This window comes from Streptomyces sp. NPDC050658 (assembly GCF_044457025.1).
In the GTDB taxonomy this organism is placed as follows: domain Bacteria; phylum Actinomycetota; class Actinomycetes; order Streptomycetales; family Streptomycetaceae; genus Streptomyces.
The window spans coordinates 210,980-228,831 of record NZ_JBITGM010000004.1 but is presented as its reverse complement, the minus strand read 5'-3'; the positions used below and the strand labels follow the sequence as shown (position 1 = coordinate 228,831).

Below are 17,852 nucleotides of genomic sequence, written 5' to 3'. Positions count from 1 at the left end.
TTCGTCTCGCGTTGAACTTCCGCGTTGAGCTGCGACCTTGAGCTGCGACCTTGAGCTGGGGCCTTGGGCTACAGCACGCACTCCGCCTCGGCGTACCGCTCGTCCGGCACCGTCTTCAGCGTCTCGACGGCCTCGGCGAGCGGCACCATCGTGATGTCCGTGCCGCGCAGCGCCGTCATCTTGCCGAACTCGCCGCGGTGCACGGCCTCCACGGCGTGCCAGCCGAAGCGTGTGGCGAGCACCCGGTCGTACGCGGTGGGCGTGCCGCCGCGCTGGACGTGGCCGAGGATCACCGGGCGCGCCTCCTTGCCCAGGCGCTGCTCCAGCTCGCCGGCGAGCCGCGTGGCGATGCCCGCGAACCGCTCGTGGCCGTAGATGTCCTTGACGCCCTCGTCGAACTCCATGGTCCCCGCGCGGGGCTTGGCGCCCTCGGCGGCCACCACGATCGCGAACTTCTTGCCCGCGGAGAACCGCTCGCCGACCTTCTGGGCCAGCTCCTCGATGTCGAAGGGCCGTTCCGGTACGACGATGGCGTGGGCGCCGGCCGCCATGCCCGAGTGCAGCGCGATCCAGCCGGTGTGCCGGCCCATGACCTCGACGATCAGCACCCGCTGGTGCGACTCGGCGGTCGTCTTGAGCCGGTCGAGCGCCTCGGTCGCCACACCGACGGCCGTGTCGAAGCCGAAGGTCACGTCGGTGACCGCGATGTCGTTGTCGATCGTCTTCGGTACGCCGACGATCGGCAGGCCCGCGTCCGAGAGCAGCCGGGCCGCCTTCAGGGTGCCCTCTCCGCCGATCGGGATGACCGCGTCGAGGCCCAGGTCGGTCAGGTGGCCCTTGGCCCGCTCGACACCGTCGCGCAGATGCGCGGGCTGCACGCGGGAGGAGCCGAGAATCGTTCCGCCGCGGGCGAGGATGCCGCCCACCGCGTCCAGGTCAAGCTTGCGGTAGTCGCATTCGAGGAGACCCTTCCAGCCGTCGTGGAAGCCGATGACCTCGTCGCCGTGGTCGACGACGGCGCGGTGCACGACCGAGCGGATGACGGCGTTCAGGCCGGGGCAGTCGCCGCCGGAGGTGAGGACACCAATACGCATAGCCCGCCAATGTCTTTCATCAAGAGGGGCCCTGTGCAACGTCGGCCGATGCAACGTGGGCCGGTGACCGGACCACGCCGTCCGGCTTGAACCCCGCCACCCTATAGGCGTCAGGGGGCGGGGCCGCACCGGGCGTCCGACTGCTGGACGCCGCCGCTCACCTGTGCGGCGGGGGCTTCAAGCGGGCTGATTCACGAGGGCTGATTCAGGCGGGCTGCTGGGCCGCCGCCATGCGCTCGGCGCGCAGCGCCTCGTACCAGCGGTCGTCCGTCGGCGGCAGCGCGTTCACGTCGAGGGCCAGCTTCAGGAGCAGGTCCGCGATCAGCGGGTTGCGGGCGAGCACCGGGCCGTGCATGTACGTGCCGAAGACCGTGCCGTTGTACGCGCCCTCGGTGCCGTCGCCCGTGCCGTTGCCCCGGCCCAGCGTGACGCGGGCGAGGGGGCGCGCGGACGGGCCGATGTGCGTGATGCCCTGGTGGTTCTCGAAGCCGGTCAGCGGGGGCAGGCCCAGCTGCGGGTCGATGTCGCCGAGCACGTCGCCGACGCAGCGCTCGCCCTCGCCGCGGGTGGAGACCACGTCGAGCAGGGCGAGGCCCGGCTCGCGCTGGCCGAGGTCGTTGATGAACTCGTTGCCCAGGATCTGGTAGCCGGCGCAGACCGAGAAGACGATCGCGCCGTTGCCGACCGCGCGCTGGAGTCCGCCGTCGCGGCGCAGCCGCTCGGCCGCCAGGCGCTGCGGCCGGTCCTCGCCGCCGCCGATCAGATAGATGTCGCCGGAGGTGGGCACCGGCTGGTCGCTGCGCACGTCGTAGCGCTCGACCTGGAGTCCGCGCTGCTGGGCGCGGCGCTCCACGACCAGCGCGTTGCCCTGGTCTCCGTACGTGCTCAGCAGGTCGGGGTAGACCCACACCAGCCGCAGGCTGTTGTCGCTCATGCTCATTCGTCCCTACGAGGTTCTAGAGGGTCCGGTGGGGTCAGTTGCCGACGCGGCGGCGCAGGTCCTGGAACGCGGTGTAGTTCGCGATCGTCTCGATCCGGCCGGGCGGGGCCAGCTGCACGGCCTCGTCGAGGGTCTCGCAGACGCGGAAGTCCAGGCCCGCGACCTCCAGGCGCACCGCGAGGTCCAGCTTGCGGTCGCCGAGGACGAAGATCGGGTGTCCCGCGAGACGGGTGTAGTCGACGTCCCACAGCCAGGAGGTGTCGGTGCCGTCGGCGCCGCGGGCGTTGACGGAGAGCACCACAGGGGTCGGCGGCGGGTCGATGAGGGAAAACGTTTCGAGCCACCCCGCCGGGTTCTTCGCGAGGAGCAGGCGCAGGTCGCGGCCCTGGAACTGCACGACGTCATAGCGTCCGGCGACGGCCTGGACCTGGTACATCCGCTCCAGGGCGACCTGCGGGGGCACGCCGAAGACGGCGGCGACGGCGGCCGACGTGGCCGCGTTCGCCTTGTTCGCCCGGCCCGGCAGCTGGAGGTGGATCGGCCACGCCGAGCCGTGCGGGTCAAGGACGTGGTCGCCGGAGAGCACCCAGCTCGGCGCGGGGCGGCGGAAACCGCACTCGCCGCAGAACCAGTCGTCGCCGGGGCGCTGCATCACGCCGCCGCACGACGGGCAGGACCAGGCGTCGTCCTTCCACTCCTGGCCGGCGGCGACCCAGACGACGTTCGGCGACGAGGACGCCGCCCAGACGACCAGCGGGTCGTCCGCGTTCGCGATCACGACCGCCTTGGAGCCGGCCAGGCCCTCGCGCCAGTTCTCCGCCATCATGCGGGTCTCGGCGGCGCGGTCCAGCTGGTCGCGCGAGAGGTTGAGCAGCGCGATCGCCTTCGGCTCCACGTCGCGGGCGACGCCGGAGAGGTACTTCTCGTCGACCTCGATCACGCCGAAGCGGGCGTCCGAGCCGCCCGCGAGGGCCGAGGTGATGCCCGCCGGCATGTTCGCGCCCAGCGCGTTCGACACCACGGGCCCGCTGGCGCGCAGCGCCTCGGCGAGCAGCCGGGTCGTCGTCGTCTTGCCGTTCGTGGCCGAGACCAGCACCACGTCCAGGTGCGTGGCGAGCCGTCCGAGCAGATCGGGGTCGAGCTTGAGTGATACGCGGCCGCCGATCACCGATCCGCTGCCGCGGCCCGCCGCGCGCGAAACGGCCGCGGCGGCCTTGCCTGCCGTCACGGCCAGCTTGGCCCGCGGCGACAGCGGGTCCGTGTTGCCTGCCATCAGTTCTGGATCCTCCTTGCGTACGGCGCCGCGCCTGCCCCCGGCAACGCGATGGACCTCAGCCTATCGAGATCCACTGGCAAGCCCGAACCGCGGCACCACCCCGGCCCCCGAGCTTTCCCCGGACCGTACCCTTGGCGCCATGCGACACGGCTCGATCCCGGGCGCCTCAGGGCGCGTACGACCCCTGACCCTGCTCGGTGACCCCGTGCTGCACACCCGGTGCGCGGAGGTCACCGAATTCGGCCCCGCCCTCGCCCGGCTCGTCGAGGACATGTACGCCACGATGTACGCCGCCCAGGGCGTGGGCCTGGCCGCCAACCAGATCGGCGTGAATCAGCGGGTCTTCGTGTACGACTGCCCGGACGACGAGGACGTGCGCCATCTCGGGTACGTCGTGAACCCGCGCCTCGTCGAGGCGGACGGCCTCACCGTGCGCGGCCCCGAGGGCTGTCTGTCGCTGCCGGGCCTGGAGGCGGGCACCCCGCGCTTCGACCACGCCGTGGTGGAGGGCGTCGACGTGCTCGGGGAGCCGGTGCGGGTGCACGGGACGGGGTGGTTCGCGCGCTGTCTGCAGCACGAGTGCGACCACCTGGAGGGCGGCGTCTACACCGATCGCGTCACGGGCTGGCGGCGGCGCAGGGTGCTGCGGGCCGCCGCCAGGGCCTCCTGGAACAACTGACCCGGGGTTCTCAGAAGCCGGGGCCGCCGACGCGGTTGCCGGCCGCCGCGAGCCTGCCCCAGAGCAGATCCGCCAGGCTGCTGACCAACTCGGCGCGCGAGCACGGCCGTTCGCCCAGCCACCAGTCGCCCGCGGCGTGCATCATGCCGACGATGCCGTGGCCCCACACGCGGGCCAACTGGGCGCTGCCGGGGCCGAGGTCGACCCGCTCCTCGATGACCTGCGCGAGCTCCTCGCCCATGCGGCGCAGCAGGGGAGCGGAGTGCAGGCCCACGTCGAAGCCCTGCTCGCCGGAGCCGCCGCCCTCCGACGGATGCATCAGGAACCGGTACACCTGCGGGCGGGCCTCGATCGCCGCGAGATAGGTGTCGAGGGTCTGCTCGACCCGCTCCCTGCGCTCGGCCGGGGCGTCCAGGGCGGCGCGCAGCGAGCCGAGCAGCGCGTCGGTGTGCCGCTTGGCGAGCGCGGCGTACAGACCGCCCTTGTCGCCGAAGTGCCGGTACAGGATCGGCTTGGTGATGCCCGCCTCGGCGGCGATGGCGTTCATGGAGGCGCCGGGGCCGTCGCGCAGCACCACGCGGTCGGCGGCCTCCAGCAACTCGCGCCGCCGGCGCTCGGCAGACCGCTGCTGATCGGTCTGCTGTGTGGTGGTCTCCATAGCGTTTCTCTCCCCGCCCGGTGCGATTGCTTGACGCACGCGCAACGTAACACCCCGGGTGCCCGGCCGATCGAACGGGCGGCCGGGAGTTGACAGCGGCTACCGGCCGGTAACAGACTCCCGTTACCGCAAGTAACGCTTGTCTTGATCGTAGTCCTGGAGGGGTCATGGCCGAGTTCACCATGGAGCTCAACGACGAACAGAAGGAGGTCCGGGACTGGCTCCACGGGTTCGCCGCTGATGTGATGCGCCCCGCGGCCGCCGAATGGGACGAGCGCGAGGAGACTCCCTGGCCCATCATCCAGGAAGCGTCGAAGCTCGGGATCTACTCCCTGGATTTCTACGCCCAGCAGTTCTTCGACCCCACGGGCCTCGGCATCCCGATGGCGACCGAGGAGATCTTCTGGGGCGACGCGGGCATCGGCCTGTCCATCATGGGCACGGGCCTGGCCGCCGTCGGCGTCCTCGCCAACGGCACCGAGGAGCAGATCGGGACCTGGATCCCGCAGATGTACGGCGACGTGAACGACGTGAAGGTCGCCGCCTTCTGCTCCTCCGAGCCCGACGCCGGCTCGGACGTGGCGGCCATGCGCACCCGCGCCGTCTACGACGAGGCCAAGGACGAGTGGGTCCTGAACGGCACCAAGACCTGGGCGACCAACGGCGGCATAGCCAACGTCCACGTCGTCGTCGCGGTCGTCGACCCGGAGCTCGGCTCGAAGGGCCACGCCTCCTTCATCGTCCCGCCCGCCACCCCCGGCCTCTCCCAGGGCCAGAAGTTCAAGAAGCACGGCATCCGCGCCTCGCACACCGCCGAGGTCGTCCTGGAGGAGGTGCGCGTCCCCGGCCACTGCCTCCTCGGCGGCAAGGAGAAGCTGGACGAGCGCCTCGCCCGCGCCCGTGAGCGCGCCAAGTCGGGCGGCGAGCGCGTGAAGAACGCCGCGATGGCCACCTTCGAGGCCTCCCGTCCGGCGGTCGGCGCCATGGCGGTGGGCACGGCCCGTGCCGCGTACGAGGAGGCCCTGGAGTACGCCAAGACGCGTACCCAGTTCGGTCGCCCGATCATCGACAACCAGGGCGTCGCCTTCCAGCTCGCCGACATGCGTACGCAGATCGACGCGGCCCGGCTGCTCGTCTGGCGTGCCTCCTGGATGGCGAGCACCGGCAAGAAGTTCGAGTCGGCCGAGGGCTCCATGTCCAAGCTGTACGCGAGCGAGGTCGCCAAGAAGGTCACCGCGCAGGCCGTGCAGATCCTCGGCGGCAACGGCTTCACGCGGGAGTACCCGGTGGAGCGCATGCACCGCGACGCCGCGATCTACACGATCTTCGAGGGCACGAGCGAGATCCAGCGCCTGGTGATCGCGCGTACGTTGTCGGGGATGCCGATCCGCTAGGGGCCCGGCTACGGCTCGTACACGTACGGCGTCGTCACACTCAGCGGCACGAAGCCGAGGCGCTGCAGGATCGGGCGGCTGTCCTCGGTGGCGTCCACCTGGAGATAGCGGTAGCCGCGGTCGACGGCGATGCGGGCGCGGTGGGCGACAAGGGCGCGGTAGATGCCCTTGCCGCGCCACCGCGGCGCGGTGCCGCCGCCCCAGAGCCCGGCGAAGTCGGTGCCGGGGCAGAGCTCCATCCGGGCCGAGCTGACCGCTTCGTCGCCCGCCATGGCGACGACCGCGACGACGATGTCCGGGGTCTCGGTCAGCTGGGTCAGCACCCGCTTGGCAAGCCGCTCGCCGAGCGCCGCGCTGCCCTCGCCGAACGCCGCGTTGTGGGCGTCCACCATCAGCCGTACGCCGGACTCGTCCGTGACCGGCACCAGGCGTACGCCGTCGGGCAGTTCGGGCTCGGTGGGCAGCTCGGCGGCCTCGGCCACCAGCACGGTCTCCGGCGGCTCGGGCACGAAACCGGCCGCCCGCAGCCGCGCGGCGAGATCGTCGGGGCGGTCGTGGGAGTGCAGCTTCCACTCGAACGCGCGCCCCAGCTCCGTGAAGTACCGCACCTGATCGGCGATCACGGCATCCGCCGTGCCCGCGTCGACATCCGCCCAGTGGACGCCGTTCCAGTCGTGCGCGGCACCGGTCTGCCGGACGACGGCCCCGGCCCGCTCGACCCGCGCGCCGGGGCTGTCCGTCCGTACCTCGCGCCGCAGCTGCCGGTCGTACGCCGCGAGTACCTCTGCTTGATCCATGCGGGCACTTCAGCAGCGGGAGCGGGCCGAGGCAACCGGATTACGGCCGGTGGTGCTCCAGTTGTGACTGGTGGCGCTCCAGCTCCACCTTCGGCAGCAGCCGCACCAGCCACCCCGGCAGCCACCACGCCCGGCGGCCGAGCAGCTGCATCGCCGCCGGGACGATCAGACAGCGGATCACCAGCGCGTCCAGCAGGATCGCCACCGCGAGGCCGAGCCCGAACTGCTGCAGCATCCGGTCGGGGCTGAGGATGAACGCCGCGAACACCACGATCATGATGGCCGCGGCCGCCGTGATGACCTTGCCGGTGGCGGCGAGCCCCTCACGGACGGCGGCCTGCGGGTCCTTCGTCCGCTCCCACTCCTCGTGGATGCGGGAGAGCAGGAACACCTCGTAGTCCATCGAGAGCCCGAACACGATCGCGAAGATCATGACCGGGATGAACGCCTCGATCGGCCCCTGCTCGACACCGAACCAGCCGTGCTGGAAGACCAGGGTGACGACACCGAGCGCCGCCCCGATGCTGACGAGGTTGAGCAGCGCGGCCTTGAGCGGGATCAGGACGGAACGGAACACGAGCAGCAGCAGGACCGCGGAGAGACCGACCACGATCGCGACGAACAGCGGCATGCGGTCGGCGACCGTCTGCGCGAAGTCCTCCGTCGCCGCCGTCGAGCCGCCGACCAGGAACTCGGCGCCCGTCTCCCGCTCCAGGGCCGGCAGCACGTCGGCGCGCAGCCCGGCCACCAGATCCGAGGTCTCCTCGGCCTGCGGAGCACTGTCCGGGAAGGCGACGACCGTCGAAACGGAACCGTCGTCGGCGGGGCGGGGCGGGCTCGCCGCGGCGATGCCCGGAGTATCGGCCAGGGTGCTCCGCAGCCGCTCGCCGGCGGACCGGTCGCCCCCGTCGGCGACGATCACCAGCGGCCCGTTGAAACCGGGCCCGAAGCCCTCCGCGAGGAGGTCGTACGCCTGACGGCTCGTCGCCGACTCGGCGTCGTTGCCGGCGTCCGCGAAGCCGAGGCGCAGATCGGCCGCCGGCGCCGCGAGCGCGCCGAGCGCGACGACGGAGAGCAGCAGCGCGGCCCACGGGCGGCGCTGCACCAGCTCGGCCCAGCGCCGCCAACGGGCGCCCTCCGGCTGCCTGTTGCGCGCCGCACGCTTGGCCGCGCGCTCCGTGACATGCCGCTGGACGCGCTTGCCGAAGACGCCGAGGAGCGCGGGCAGCAGCGTGAGCGAGGCGAGCATCGTGACGAGCACGGTCAGCGCGACCGCGAGCGCCACGCCCTGCAGCGAACCGATCCCCAGGGCGACCAGACCCATCAGCGCGATGATGACCGTGCAGCCCGCGAAGAACACGGTGCGGCCCGCCGCGTCCAGGGCGGTCCGCGTGGCCTGCTCCGGCGAGGCACCCTCGATCAGCTCGCCCCGGTAGCGGGAGAAGATCAGCAGCGCGTAGTCGATGCCGACGCCGAGCCCGACCAGCATCATGACCGGCGGCGTGAAGTCGGCGACGTCCGCGAGATGCGAGGCGAGCGCGATCAGACCGATTGAACTCCCCACCGCGAACAGCGCCGTCACCACCGGCAGGCTCGCCGCGACGAGCGAGCCGAAGAGGAAGACGAGGATGACCAGGGCGCCCAGGATGCCCGCGCCCTCGGCGGGACCGCCGCCGCTCTCCTCGGCCTCCCGCACGGCGTCACCGCCGACCGCCGCCTCGAGTCCGTCCCCCGCCACGGACTCGGCGGTGTCGATGATCCGCCGTACCTCCTCCTTGTCCGCCTCGCGCGACGTGCCGTCGAGGGTGACCGTCGCGTAGGCGATCGTGCCGTCCTCGGAGATGGCCGATCGGTCCTCGTACGGGCTGCGCACATCGGCGACACCCGGCAGGCCCGCGAGCTTCTCCAGCATCGGCTCGACACGGTCGCGCGCGCCCTGGATCCCCGCGCCGTCCTCCAGGACGACCTGCACACTGTCGCCGGCCTGTGCCGCGCCGTGCTTCTCCAGGAGCGTCTGCGCGGACTGCGAATCGGTGCCGGGCAGCGCGAAGTCGTTGTGGTAGTCGCTGCCGACGAGACCCGCGAGGGCGGTCACGCCGATGAGTACGGCCGCCCACAGCGACAGGGCACGCCACCGATGGCGGTACGAGAAGGCGGCGAGGCGCTCGAATACGCCGGACCGGCGCTGGGGAGGGCTTTTGGGGGCGCTGAGGGTGTCCACAACCAGCAGGCTAGAAAGCGGAAAGCCGCAGGTCGTCGGCCTGGCGGAGGCAGTCGTACGGGGCCGTGTACCCCAGGAGTTGCGGCTCGGGCCCCGTCGCGTACCCCGTTGGTTGCCGGTGCGGTCAGCGCCCGTCGAGCCACGCGGGCAGCGTCATGCCCGACTCGTACGCCATGATCACCAGTTGTGCCCGGTCGCGGGCGTCCAGCTTGGTCATGATGCGGCTGACATGGGTCTTGGCCGTCGCGGGGGAGAGGGTCAGCTCGGTGGCGATGCCGTCGTTCGACAGACCGGCCGCGACCAGCGCGAGGACCTCGCGCTCCCGGCCGGTCAGCGGGGCGAGGAGCCGGCCGGGGTCCGGCGGTGCCGGAGCGCGCGTCGCGAGATCGGCGATGAGGCGGCGGGTGACGGCCGGGGCGAGCAGCGCGTCGCCGCGCGCCGCGACCCGTACGGCGTGCAGGAGTTCGGCCGGTTCGGTGTCCTTGAGCAGGAAACCGCTGGCCCCCGCGCGCAGCGCGTCGTACACGTACTCGTCGAGGTCGAACGTGGTCAGGATGACCACCCGCGTCGCGGCGAGCGCCGGGTCCGCGACGATCCGGCGGGTGGCGTCGATGCCGTCGGCGAGCGGCATCCGGACATCCATCAGGACGACGTCCGGCACATGCTCATGGGCGAGCCGCACCGCCTCGTCGCCGTCACCCGCCTCCGCGACGACCTCCAGGTCCGGCTCGTCGTCGAGGATCGACCTGAACCCGGCGCGCACCAAGCGCTGGTCGTCCGCGAGCACGATGCTGATCACGCCGTCCGCCTCTCACCGTCGTACGGAAGGGCCGCCTCGACCCGGAAACCGCCCTCGGGCGCACGGTCCGCGCTGAGCGTGCCGCCCATCTCCTCGGCCCGCGCCCGCATCCCGCGGATCCCGCTGCCCTCGCCCTGCCCCGCAGGCGGCCGGGCCGCCGTCCCGTCGTCGCGCACGCACAGCCGCAGTCCCCGCTCGGCGTACTCCACGCGCACGTGCAGGGACTTGGCGCGGGCGTGCCGGATGGTGTTGGTGACGGACTCCTGGACGATGCGGAACGCCGCCGCGTCGACCGCCGCGGGCAGTGCCCGCGTCTGGCCCACCGTCTCGGTCCGCAGTCTCAGCCCGGACTGCCCGGCGCGCTCGGCCAGTTCGGGCAGCCGCGCCAGGGACGGTTCGGCCACCGGCCGGGTCGGCGCGGCCTCGCCCCGCTCCCGGAGCACACCGAGCGCGGCACGCACCTCGGTGAGGGCCTCCCGGCTGGTGTCCTTGATCGTACGAAGCGCCTCTGCACCCTGCGCCGGATCACGCTCATGCCGGTGCAGCGCGGCGGCGGCCTGCACATTGATGACGGACAGCGTGTGTCCGAGGACGTCGTGCAGTTCGCGGGCGATCCGCAGCCGCTCCTCGCCCGCCACCCGTTCCTCGGCCTCGCGCAGATAGGCGGCCCGCTGCCGGGACACCGCGCCGATCGCGACGGCGGCGACGAACCAGCCCGTCATCAGGACCAGCGAGATGCCGTCGATCGGCGGATCCGGCTTGTGCAGGGCGCTGAACCCCACGCCGGCCAGCGCCAGCGCGGCGAGCCCGGCCGCGACGAGCAGGTGCCCGGTGGCGGACACCGCGTACAGGGCGACGGCGAAGACCAGCAGCAGTGGTCCGTCCGTCACGGAGATCAGGTAGTACGCGGCGGTCGCCACCAGCGTGAACACGCCGACGGCCACCGGGTACCTGCCGCGGAAGTGCAGGGCGCCGCAGGTCAGGGCGAGGACGAGGAAGGGCAGCGGGTCGTAGCGGCCCGGTTCGTCGCTGCGCAGCAGGGTGACGAGAGTGCCGGTGGCCACGAACAGGGTGACGGCTGCGGTCACCAGCGCGTCGGTGTGCTGCCGGGGTCGGAGGTTCACGTCCCTGAGCCTATGGCCAACGGGCGGGGGCTACGCGTGCCAGTGGCAGCGCAGTGCGGCGGTGGCGAAGCCGGGCCCGAAGGCGACGGTGACGCCGCGGGCACCGGCGGGCGGCGGGGCGGAGTGGGTGCGCTCCAGGACGCGGAGAATGCTGACGCCGCCGAGGTTGCCCTCGTCGGCGAGGGTGTCGGTGGAGTGGCGGGCGTCGTGGGGGGTGAGGCCGAGTGCGGCGGCGGTGTCGGTGATGATGCGCAGGCTTCCGGGGTGGATGACGGCGAAGTCCATGCTCCGCGGGCCGACCCACTCCATGAGTTGGGGCAGCACGTCGTCGGCCGCGGTCAGCGCCTTCTTGGTGGAGTCGAAGTGGAAGCCGAGCGGGGAGATCCGGCCGCGCTGCCGGTCGAGGCTGTCGGGCAGGACGTACTCGAAGGAGTCGTCGATGACGATGCCGGGACCGAGGGGTTCGTCGGTCACCACGGTCGCGGCGGCGGAGTCGCCGAACAGCGCCTTGTAGATCATCGCCTCGATGCCGGTGTCCCCGTGGTGATAGACGGTGGAGATGACCTCGGCGGCCACCACAAGGACCTTGCTGCCGGGGCGTGCGGCGACGAGATCGGCGGCCCGCATCATCGACTGGGTGCCGCCGGGGCAGGCCAGGGTCGTCAGGGCGATCCGCCGCACGGTGGGGCGCAGGCCCAGACGTGCGATGAGGTGCATGTCGAGATTGGGGACAGACCAGCCGGTGGTGTGCGTGGTGACGATCGCGTCGATGTCGCCCGCGGCGAGACCGGCGGTGTCCAGAGCGGCGACGGCGGCCCGCTCGGCCATGGCCAGTGCGTCGCCGAACGCCGCGCGGGCGCGTTCGCCGACATCGGCGGTTCCGTTGATGGTGGGGGAGTCGAGGGGACGGGTGAAGTAGCGGGTGTGGACACCGCAGTTGCCGATCACACGCAGGAACGCGCCGAGCCGGGGATGGGCCGCGTGATGGGCGCGAATGTCGTCGGCTATCTCGGCGGTCGTGACCTTGTGATCACCGACGACTGTCTGTGGTCTGAAGACATAAGCGGGCACTAGGTGTCTCCCACGGGGGTCGGGGGCTGTGGGGGGTGCCGCTCAACGTACTTCAACGTACTTGAGCCGTCTGCCCGCAACCTCTTTTCCCAATGTTTTACGAGGCCCGGTGAGTGTTTTACCCGATGCGATCAGTGGACGCGGAGCATGGGTGCACGGGAGTGTGAGCGTCGCTGTCCGGGGCGGAAGACGAGGATCATCAGGCGGGCGCCGGGTGCGGTCAGCGGCTGCGCCGTACACATGGTGACCCAGCCGGGGCCGAGATCCGGGTGCAGCAGGGGGCGTTCGTCGCCGTCGGGGTGCGGATAGGAGACGCCGGCGTTGTAGAGGGCGGCGGTCTCGGGGTCCGCGAGCACCTCCTTCTCTATCTGGCGCAGCACTTCGTCGTCGGGGCGGGACGCGAGGGCGGCGCGCAGCTGCGGAAGCACCATGGGGGCCCAGGCCGTGTGCCAGTCCAGCAGTGCCTCGCGGCCGGCGGGGTCGAGCACCATCCAGCGCATGGTGTTGGCGGGGATGTCTCCCGCGGGGAACATGGCGGCGAGGGACGCGTTGTAGGCGAGCATCTCCCACGAGGCGTCGGTGACATAGGCCATGTGACTGATCCCGTCGACCGCGTCCTGCCAGATGCCCGGCACCTCCTTGCCGGAGGACTGGTGCAACGGCCCGGGCGGCTCCTGCAGCAACGCGAACCTGCAGAGCGACACCCACTCCTGCTCGTTCAGACCGAAGAGCCGGGCCACGTCCCGCAGCAGGGACGTGGGCGGATTGGGATAACTGCCCGACTCCAGGCGGTGATACGTCCCGATCGTCCGGTGCAGCAGCTGGTCGACCTGGTGCTGCGAGAGGCCGCGGGCGCGCCGCCCCTGGCCCGTGGGGCGGCTGAAGCCGTGCGATTCGGGGGCGATGAGGGCGCGTCGTTCGCGGAGCAGAGCGCGCAGCGCCGTCTTGTTCATGGTGGGTAATCCCTCTTGGTACACGCCGAGTTGAGCATCAGCAGTCTAAATATTCCTACGAGCTTTGGTAGTAAAGATTGCCCGAAGAAAAACGATCAGACGGTGCGGCATCATGGTCAGCGCGGGACCGCCGACCTGCGAGATCGATCGTCGGCGGGCACGCGGACACAACTGTGGGGCCTCCGGACCGGGCAGCGGGAAATTGGCTGAAATTCCTCGGGGTCGGGTACTCCTCAGGCCCATTGGGCCGTAGCGGGAAGAGTATGGATCGGTTGTTCGTATTCCGATGCGTGTGGTCGGAAACGTCGCAGTCCGGACCTGCGAAGCGGTACTTCTCCGAACGGTTCGCTGGGTCAACTGGCTGCGGCCGGTGCCGTCACTCGCCATTACGTAGCGGCCACGGTACCGGCCGCCCGCGGCTTTCCGCGGGCGGTTCCCGGACAGCTCGCCGACCTCGTCATCCGGCCTGAAGCCGCTCCTCCGCCTCGGCGAGCACCTCCGTCACGCGCAGCCCGAACCGTACGTCGCAGGCGTGCGCCCGTCCGGAGCGCGCGGACTCCAGCAGCGCGTCGACCGCGGACCCGAACGCGTCGAGCTGCCCGCCCCCCGACGGCATCAGGGTCGTCCCCGCCTCGCCGCGCAGTTCGACGGTCACCCCTGCCGCCTTCGCCGGGGCCGTCAGGCTCAGCGTCGCCGTGCTCGACGCCCCGCCGTCGTGCCGCAGGACCAAGTGCACCGTGTCGGCGGGGCCTGCCGCAGCCGTAACACCGGTGACATCGCCGAGCGATGGCATCAGCATCGACAGGGCGTGCGGGCCGACGTCCCACAGCCCGCCCCGCCGCGCGCGCCACGGCGAGAGGAACGGGCTGCTGCCGTCCGGGGCGTAGAACGAACTGAGCCACTCCGCGCGGCCGGTGAACCAGCCGCCCGTCGCCGACTGCCGGGCCAGCCAGTCCGACGCCGGCCCGGCGAACCGCAGCGTGAAGAAGACGACGGACGCCACCCCCGCCGCGTCGGCCGCCGCCACGAGGTCGCGCGCCCCGGCCACCGACGTCGCCACCGGCTTGTCCAGGAGCAGATGACAGCCCGCCGCGGCAGCCCGCGCGGCCAGCGGCGCCTGCACGTCCGGCGGCACCGCGAAGGCCACGGCATCGCAGGCGGCGAAGAGTTCCGCCACGTCCGCGTACGCCGTGACGCCGTGCTCCGCGGCGAGGCCGGCCGCCGCCGCGTGGCGGCGCCCCCACACCCCGCAGAGCTCCACATCGGGGTGTGCGACGAGCGCGGGAGCGTGCGTGGACGAGGCCCAGGGGCCCGTGCCGACAAGGCCCATTCGCAGTCTCTTCATGGGCGGCATTATGGCCGACTCCCTACCGTCCGCGAAGAGCAATGCCCAGTGACGGCAAGGGTGTTGGCTGTTCTTCGCTGTTCTCGCGTACACGGCGATGGCTGGATCGCGATTCCGAACTCGCCGGTAGTGAAAGCCCATTCACCCACTATGGTGAATTCCCATTCACTTCACCACTTCTTCCGTCACTTCTCCCTACTTCGCGGTGCCCGCTGGAGCGATCATGAAGCTCGTCCCGAAATCAGAGGCGGAACGTCCGGGCATATGCGCACGACTCACCGTTCCCGTACTGGCGTTCGGTGGCATCCTCATGGCGGTCATGCAGACGGTCGTCGTACCTCTGCTGCCCGATCTGCCGCGGCTGACCGGCAGCTCACCGGCCGCCGTGTCCTGGCTGGTCACGGCCACGCTGCTGGCCGGCGCGGTGCTCACCCCCGTCCTCGGCCGGGCCGGCGACATGTACGGCAAGCGACGGGTGCTCCTCGCCGCGCTCGGCCTGATGACCGCGGGCTCGGTGCTCTGCGCGCTCACCTCGGACATCCGGGTGCTGATCGCGGCCCGAGCGCTCCAGGGCGCGGCGGCGGCCGTCGTCCCCCTCTCGATCAGCATCCTGCGCGACGAACTCCCGCCGGAGCGCACCGGATCCGCCGTCGCGCTGATGAGCTCGACGGTCGGCATCGGGGCGGCGCTCGGCCTTCCGCTGGCCGCGCTGATCGTGCAGTACGCGGACTGGCACGCCATGTTCTGGGCCACGAGCGCGCTGGGCGCCGTCGGCTTCGCCCTCGCCTGGTGGACCGTACGGGAGTCGCCGGTCCGCTCGCCCGGCCGCTTCGACGTCTGGGGCGCGTTCGGGCTCGCGGCCGGGCTCGTCTGTCTGCTGCTCGCCGTGTCGCAGGGCGGGCAGTGGGGGTGGGGGAGCGTACCCGTGACCGGACTCTTCGCCGGGGCGCTCGGCATCCTCTCCGTGTGGTGCCGGCAGCAACTGCGCACCGAGCAGCCGCTGGTGGACCTGCGGCTCGCCGCCGGACGCCGCCTCGCGCTGCCGCACGTCGCCGCGCTCCTCGCCGGATTCGCCTTCTACGCCAACTCGCTCGTCACCGCCCAGCTGGTGCAGGCGCCCGTCGCCAGCGGCTACGGCCTGGGCCTGTCGATCGTGGCGACCGGCCTGTGCCTGCTGCCCAACGGCGTGATCATGCTGGTGCTTTCGCCCGTCTCGGCGCGGGTCTCCGCCCGCCACGGCGCCCGCGTGACGCTGGCCGTCGGCGCGGGAGTCATCGCGCTCGGCTATGCCGTACGGATCGCGGACAGCCGCCACCTCTGGGCGATCCTCCTCGGCGCGGCCGTGGTGTCGACGGGGACCACCTTCGCCTACTCCGCCCTGCCCACGCTGATCCTGCGGGCGGTGCCCCCGAGCCAGACGGCGTCCGCGAGCGGCGTCAACGTGCTGATGCGGACCATCGGCCAGAGCGTGTGCAGCGCGGCGGTCGCCGCCGTGCTCGTCCACCGCACCAGCGCCGTGGACGGGGCGCGGGTGCCGACCCTGGCCGGCTATCAACTGGCCTTCGCGCTGGCGGGAACCATCGCGCTCGTCGCCTGCGCGGCGGCGCTGGCCATACCCTCGGACTCGGCACCGGACGACCCGGAACCGGCCGCGGGGCCGCCCGGCCCCGCCCGGCCGACGGCCCTGGAAGAGAGAAGCTGACGCCATGGTGATGCCGACTCCGGAGGGACCCGACGCGCCCGGCCGCCGTGACGCCGAGGCGACCAAGGCCGCCATCGTCCGGGCCGCCCGCTACCTCCTCGCCCGCCAAGCGCACGCCGACATCACGCTCAAGGCGGTGGCCGAACGGGCCGGGGTCAGCGCGCCGTTGATCCTCAAGTACTTCGGGAACAAGGACGCGCTGTTCGCCCGCGTGATGTCCTTCGAGGCCGATGTGGCGACCCTCCTGGACGCCCCGCTCGCCGTGCTCGGCCGCCACATGGTCCACCAGCTGCTCACCGGCCAGTCCGAGCACGGCGCCGACCCCATCCTGCGCATCGTCTTCGCACCGCTCCACCGCGAGCAGGGCGACATACTGCGCGACAACTTCCGTACGCAGGTGGTGGACCGGCTCACCGAGCGGCTCGACGGGCCGGACGCGGGGCTGCGCGCCGAGCTCGCGGTGGGCACGCTGCTCGGTCTGGGCGTGATGTACGGCATCGCCCGCGGACCGGAGGTGCGCGCGACGCCGATCGACGGGATCACCGAGCGGTACGCGCCCACCGTGCAGGCCCTGCTCACCCCTGGGTGAGGGCCCGCGTGGCGAGTTCGGCCAGGAGCGCCGTGCCGACCGGCAGCGCCGCGTCGTCGAACACGGCGTACGCGGAGTGGTTGAACGGCGCTTCGTCCCCGGCGTCCTGCGGCCTGGCGCTGACCATCAGCTGGGCGCCGGGCACCGCCGCCGTCACGCGGGCGAAGTCCTCCGACGCCATCAGCGGCGCGGGCAGCCGCACGAAGGCGCCGGGGCCGTAGAGCGCGGTCGCCGCCTCCTCGGCGAGGTCCACCGCGGAGGCGGCGCACTCCATCGCCGGATACTGCTCCTCGGCCACCACGTCCGCCGCAAGTCCGTGCGCCGCGGCGAGCGACTCGCACAGCGTCACGGCACGCGGCAGGAAGTCGCGCATCGCGGTGGCGGACGTGGCCCGGACCGTGGCGGCGAAGGTCGCTTCGGCGGGGATGACATTGGGCTTCGTGCCCGCGTGGAAGCTGCCGACGGTGAGCAGCACCGGGTCGAAGACGTTCGTCGTCCGTGTGACGAGGGACTGCAGCGCGGTCACCATCTCCGCGGCGGCCGGGACCGGATCGGCGGCGGAGTGCGGGGCAGAGCCGTGGCCGCCGCGTCCGTGCACGGTGACGTGCAGTTCGGCGCTGCCCGCGGTGAGCGTGCCGGCCCGCCCGGCGATGATCCCGGCGGGCGCCCCGTTGGAGCTGACGTGCACGGAGTAGGCGCCGACCAGCGGCTTGCCCGCCGCCTCCAGGACGCCCTCCGCGATCATCAGCCCCGCACCGTCGTGCCCCTCCTCGCCCGGCTGGAACATGAACACCACGCTCCCGGCGAGCTCTTCGCGCCGCTCGCAGAGCAGCCGTGCGGCGCCCACGAGCATCGCCACATGGTGGTCGTGTCCGCAGGCGTGCATGACGCCGTCGGTGCGCGAGGCGTAGTCCACGCCCGTCAGCTCCTGCACGGGCAGCGCGTCCATGTCGCCGCGCAGCAGCACGGCGGGGCCGGGGCGCCCGCCGTGCAGGACGGCGGTGACGGAGGAGAGCCGAGTGCCGGTGGTGATCTCCAGCGGGAGGCCTTCGAGGGCTTCGAGGATCTTGGCCTGGGTGAGCGGGAGATGCAGCCCGAGTTCCGGTTCGCGGTGCAACGCGTGGCGCAGCACGGTGAGTTCGGGGGCGAGCGCTTCGGCGTGCTCGCGGTGGGTGCGGGTCATGGAGGGACCTCCTGTGGAGTACGAGGA

Annotated in this window: 16 protein-coding genes; 4 read left to right on the top strand and 12 right to left on the bottom strand. The window is 72.0% G+C overall.

What is annotated here, in order from left to right; all coding sequences use genetic code 11:
* Positions 1–68 precede the first annotated feature (68 nt).
* The 3 genes from ACIBKX_RS16625 to ACIBKX_RS16615 all read right to left on the bottom strand — a co-directional run bounded on the left by ACIBKX_RS16625 (position 69) and on the right by ACIBKX_RS16615 (position 3,307).
* Positions 69–1,094 carry a 6-phosphofructokinase gene (locus ACIBKX_RS16625; protein WP_363272617.1) on the bottom strand — a complete coding sequence of 342 codons (1,026 nt, stop codon included), beginning with the start codon at positions 1,092–1,094 and terminating at the stop codon, positions 69–71.
* Between the two features lie 205 nt (positions 1,095–1,299).
* Positions 1,300–2,028, bottom strand: a complete 729-nt coding sequence (locus tag ACIBKX_RS16620; protein ID WP_363272616.1) for a glutamine amidotransferase — start codon at positions 2,026–2,028, stop codon at positions 1,300–1,302.
* A gap of 40 nt (positions 2,029–2,068) precedes the next feature.
* The gene (locus ACIBKX_RS16615; RefSeq protein WP_363272615.1) at positions 2,069–3,307 is read right to left on the bottom strand and encodes a MurT ligase domain-containing protein; all 1,239 of its coding nucleotides are present in this window, start codon (positions 3,305–3,307) and stop codon (positions 2,069–2,071) included.
* 142 nt (positions 3,308–3,449) lie between these two features.
* Here ACIBKX_RS16615 and def point away from each other — a divergent pair, with 142 nt between their 5' ends.
* On the top strand, positions 3,450–3,989 hold the full coding sequence (def, locus tag ACIBKX_RS16610) for a peptide deformylase (protein WP_363272613.1): 540 nt from the start codon (positions 3,450–3,452) through the stop codon (positions 3,987–3,989).
* Between the two features lie 10 nt (positions 3,990–3,999).
* On the opposite strand, the gene ACIBKX_RS16605 is transcribed toward def, so the two are convergent.
* Positions 4,000–4,647 carry a TetR family transcriptional regulator gene (locus ACIBKX_RS16605; RefSeq protein ID WP_363272611.1) on the bottom strand — a complete coding sequence of 216 codons (648 nt, stop codon included), beginning with the start codon at positions 4,645–4,647 and terminating at the stop codon, positions 4,000–4,002.
* A 167-nt stretch (positions 4,648–4,814) separates the two neighbouring features.
* Here ACIBKX_RS16605 and ACIBKX_RS16600 point away from each other — a divergent pair, with 167 nt between their 5' ends.
* Positions 4,815–6,041, top strand: coding sequence for an acyl-CoA dehydrogenase family protein (locus ACIBKX_RS16600; protein ID WP_363272609.1), 1,227 nt, complete (start codon positions 4,815–4,817; stop codon positions 6,039–6,041).
* Positions 6,042–6,049: 8 nt separating this feature from the next.
* Here the strand turns inward: ACIBKX_RS16600 and ACIBKX_RS16595 are convergent, their stop codons facing one another.
* The 7 genes from ACIBKX_RS16595 to ACIBKX_RS16565 all read right to left on the bottom strand — a co-directional run bounded on the left by ACIBKX_RS16595 (position 6,050) and on the right by ACIBKX_RS16565 (position 14,351).
* Positions 6,050–6,838: a GNAT family N-acetyltransferase gene (locus tag ACIBKX_RS16595; protein ID WP_363272608.1), complete on the bottom strand. Its 789-nt coding sequence runs from the start codon at positions 6,836–6,838 to the stop codon at positions 6,050–6,052.
* A gap of 40 nt (positions 6,839–6,878) precedes the next feature.
* Positions 6,879–9,059, bottom strand: a complete 2,181-nt coding sequence (locus ACIBKX_RS16590; RefSeq protein WP_363272607.1) for an MMPL family transporter — start codon at positions 9,057–9,059, stop codon at positions 6,879–6,881.
* A 124-nt stretch (positions 9,060–9,183) separates the two neighbouring features.
* Positions 9,184–9,858, bottom strand: coding sequence for a response regulator transcription factor (locus ACIBKX_RS16585; protein ID WP_363272606.1), 675 nt, complete (start codon positions 9,856–9,858; stop codon positions 9,184–9,186).
* Positions 9,855–10,982 carry a sensor histidine kinase gene (locus tag ACIBKX_RS16580; RefSeq protein ID WP_363272605.1) on the bottom strand — a complete coding sequence of 376 codons (1,128 nt, stop codon included), beginning with the start codon at positions 10,980–10,982 and terminating at the stop codon, positions 9,855–9,857. The genes ACIBKX_RS16585 and ACIBKX_RS16580 overlap by 4 nt, the downstream gene beginning before the upstream one ends.
* A 30-nt stretch (positions 10,983–11,012) precedes the next feature.
* Positions 11,013–12,053, bottom strand: coding sequence for a 3-oxoacyl-[acyl-carrier-protein] synthase III C-terminal domain-containing protein (locus ACIBKX_RS16575; RefSeq protein ID WP_363272604.1), 1,041 nt, complete (start codon positions 12,051–12,053; stop codon positions 11,013–11,015).
* 131 nt (positions 12,054–12,184) lie between these two features.
* Positions 12,185–13,006: a helix-turn-helix domain-containing protein gene (locus ACIBKX_RS16570; RefSeq protein WP_363272603.1), complete on the bottom strand. Its 822-nt coding sequence runs from the start codon at positions 13,004–13,006 to the stop codon at positions 12,185–12,187.
* Between the two features lie 457 nt (positions 13,007–13,463).
* Positions 13,464–14,351, bottom strand: a complete 888-nt coding sequence (locus ACIBKX_RS16565) for a Gfo/Idh/MocA family oxidoreductase (RefSeq protein WP_363272602.1) — start codon at positions 14,349–14,351, stop codon at positions 13,464–13,466.
* A gap of 223 nt (positions 14,352–14,574) precedes the next feature.
* Here ACIBKX_RS16565 and ACIBKX_RS16560 point away from each other — a divergent pair, with 223 nt between their 5' ends.
* Positions 14,575–16,053, top strand: a complete 1,479-nt coding sequence (locus ACIBKX_RS16560) for an MFS transporter (RefSeq protein WP_363272601.1) — start codon at positions 14,575–14,577, stop codon at positions 16,051–16,053.
* 4 nt (positions 16,054–16,057) lie between these two features.
* Positions 16,058–16,642 carry a TetR family transcriptional regulator gene (locus ACIBKX_RS16555; RefSeq protein WP_363272600.1) on the top strand — a complete coding sequence of 195 codons (585 nt, stop codon included), beginning with the start codon at positions 16,058–16,060 and terminating at the stop codon, positions 16,640–16,642.
* Here ACIBKX_RS16555 and ACIBKX_RS16550 read toward each other — a convergent pair.
* Positions 16,629–17,825: a M20 family metallopeptidase gene (locus ACIBKX_RS16550; protein ID WP_363272599.1), complete on the bottom strand. Its 1,197-nt coding sequence runs from the start codon at positions 17,823–17,825 to the stop codon at positions 16,629–16,631. The two genes, ACIBKX_RS16555 and ACIBKX_RS16550, sit on opposite strands and share 14 nt — an antisense overlap.
* Between the last annotated feature and the right edge of the window lie 27 nt (positions 17,826–17,852).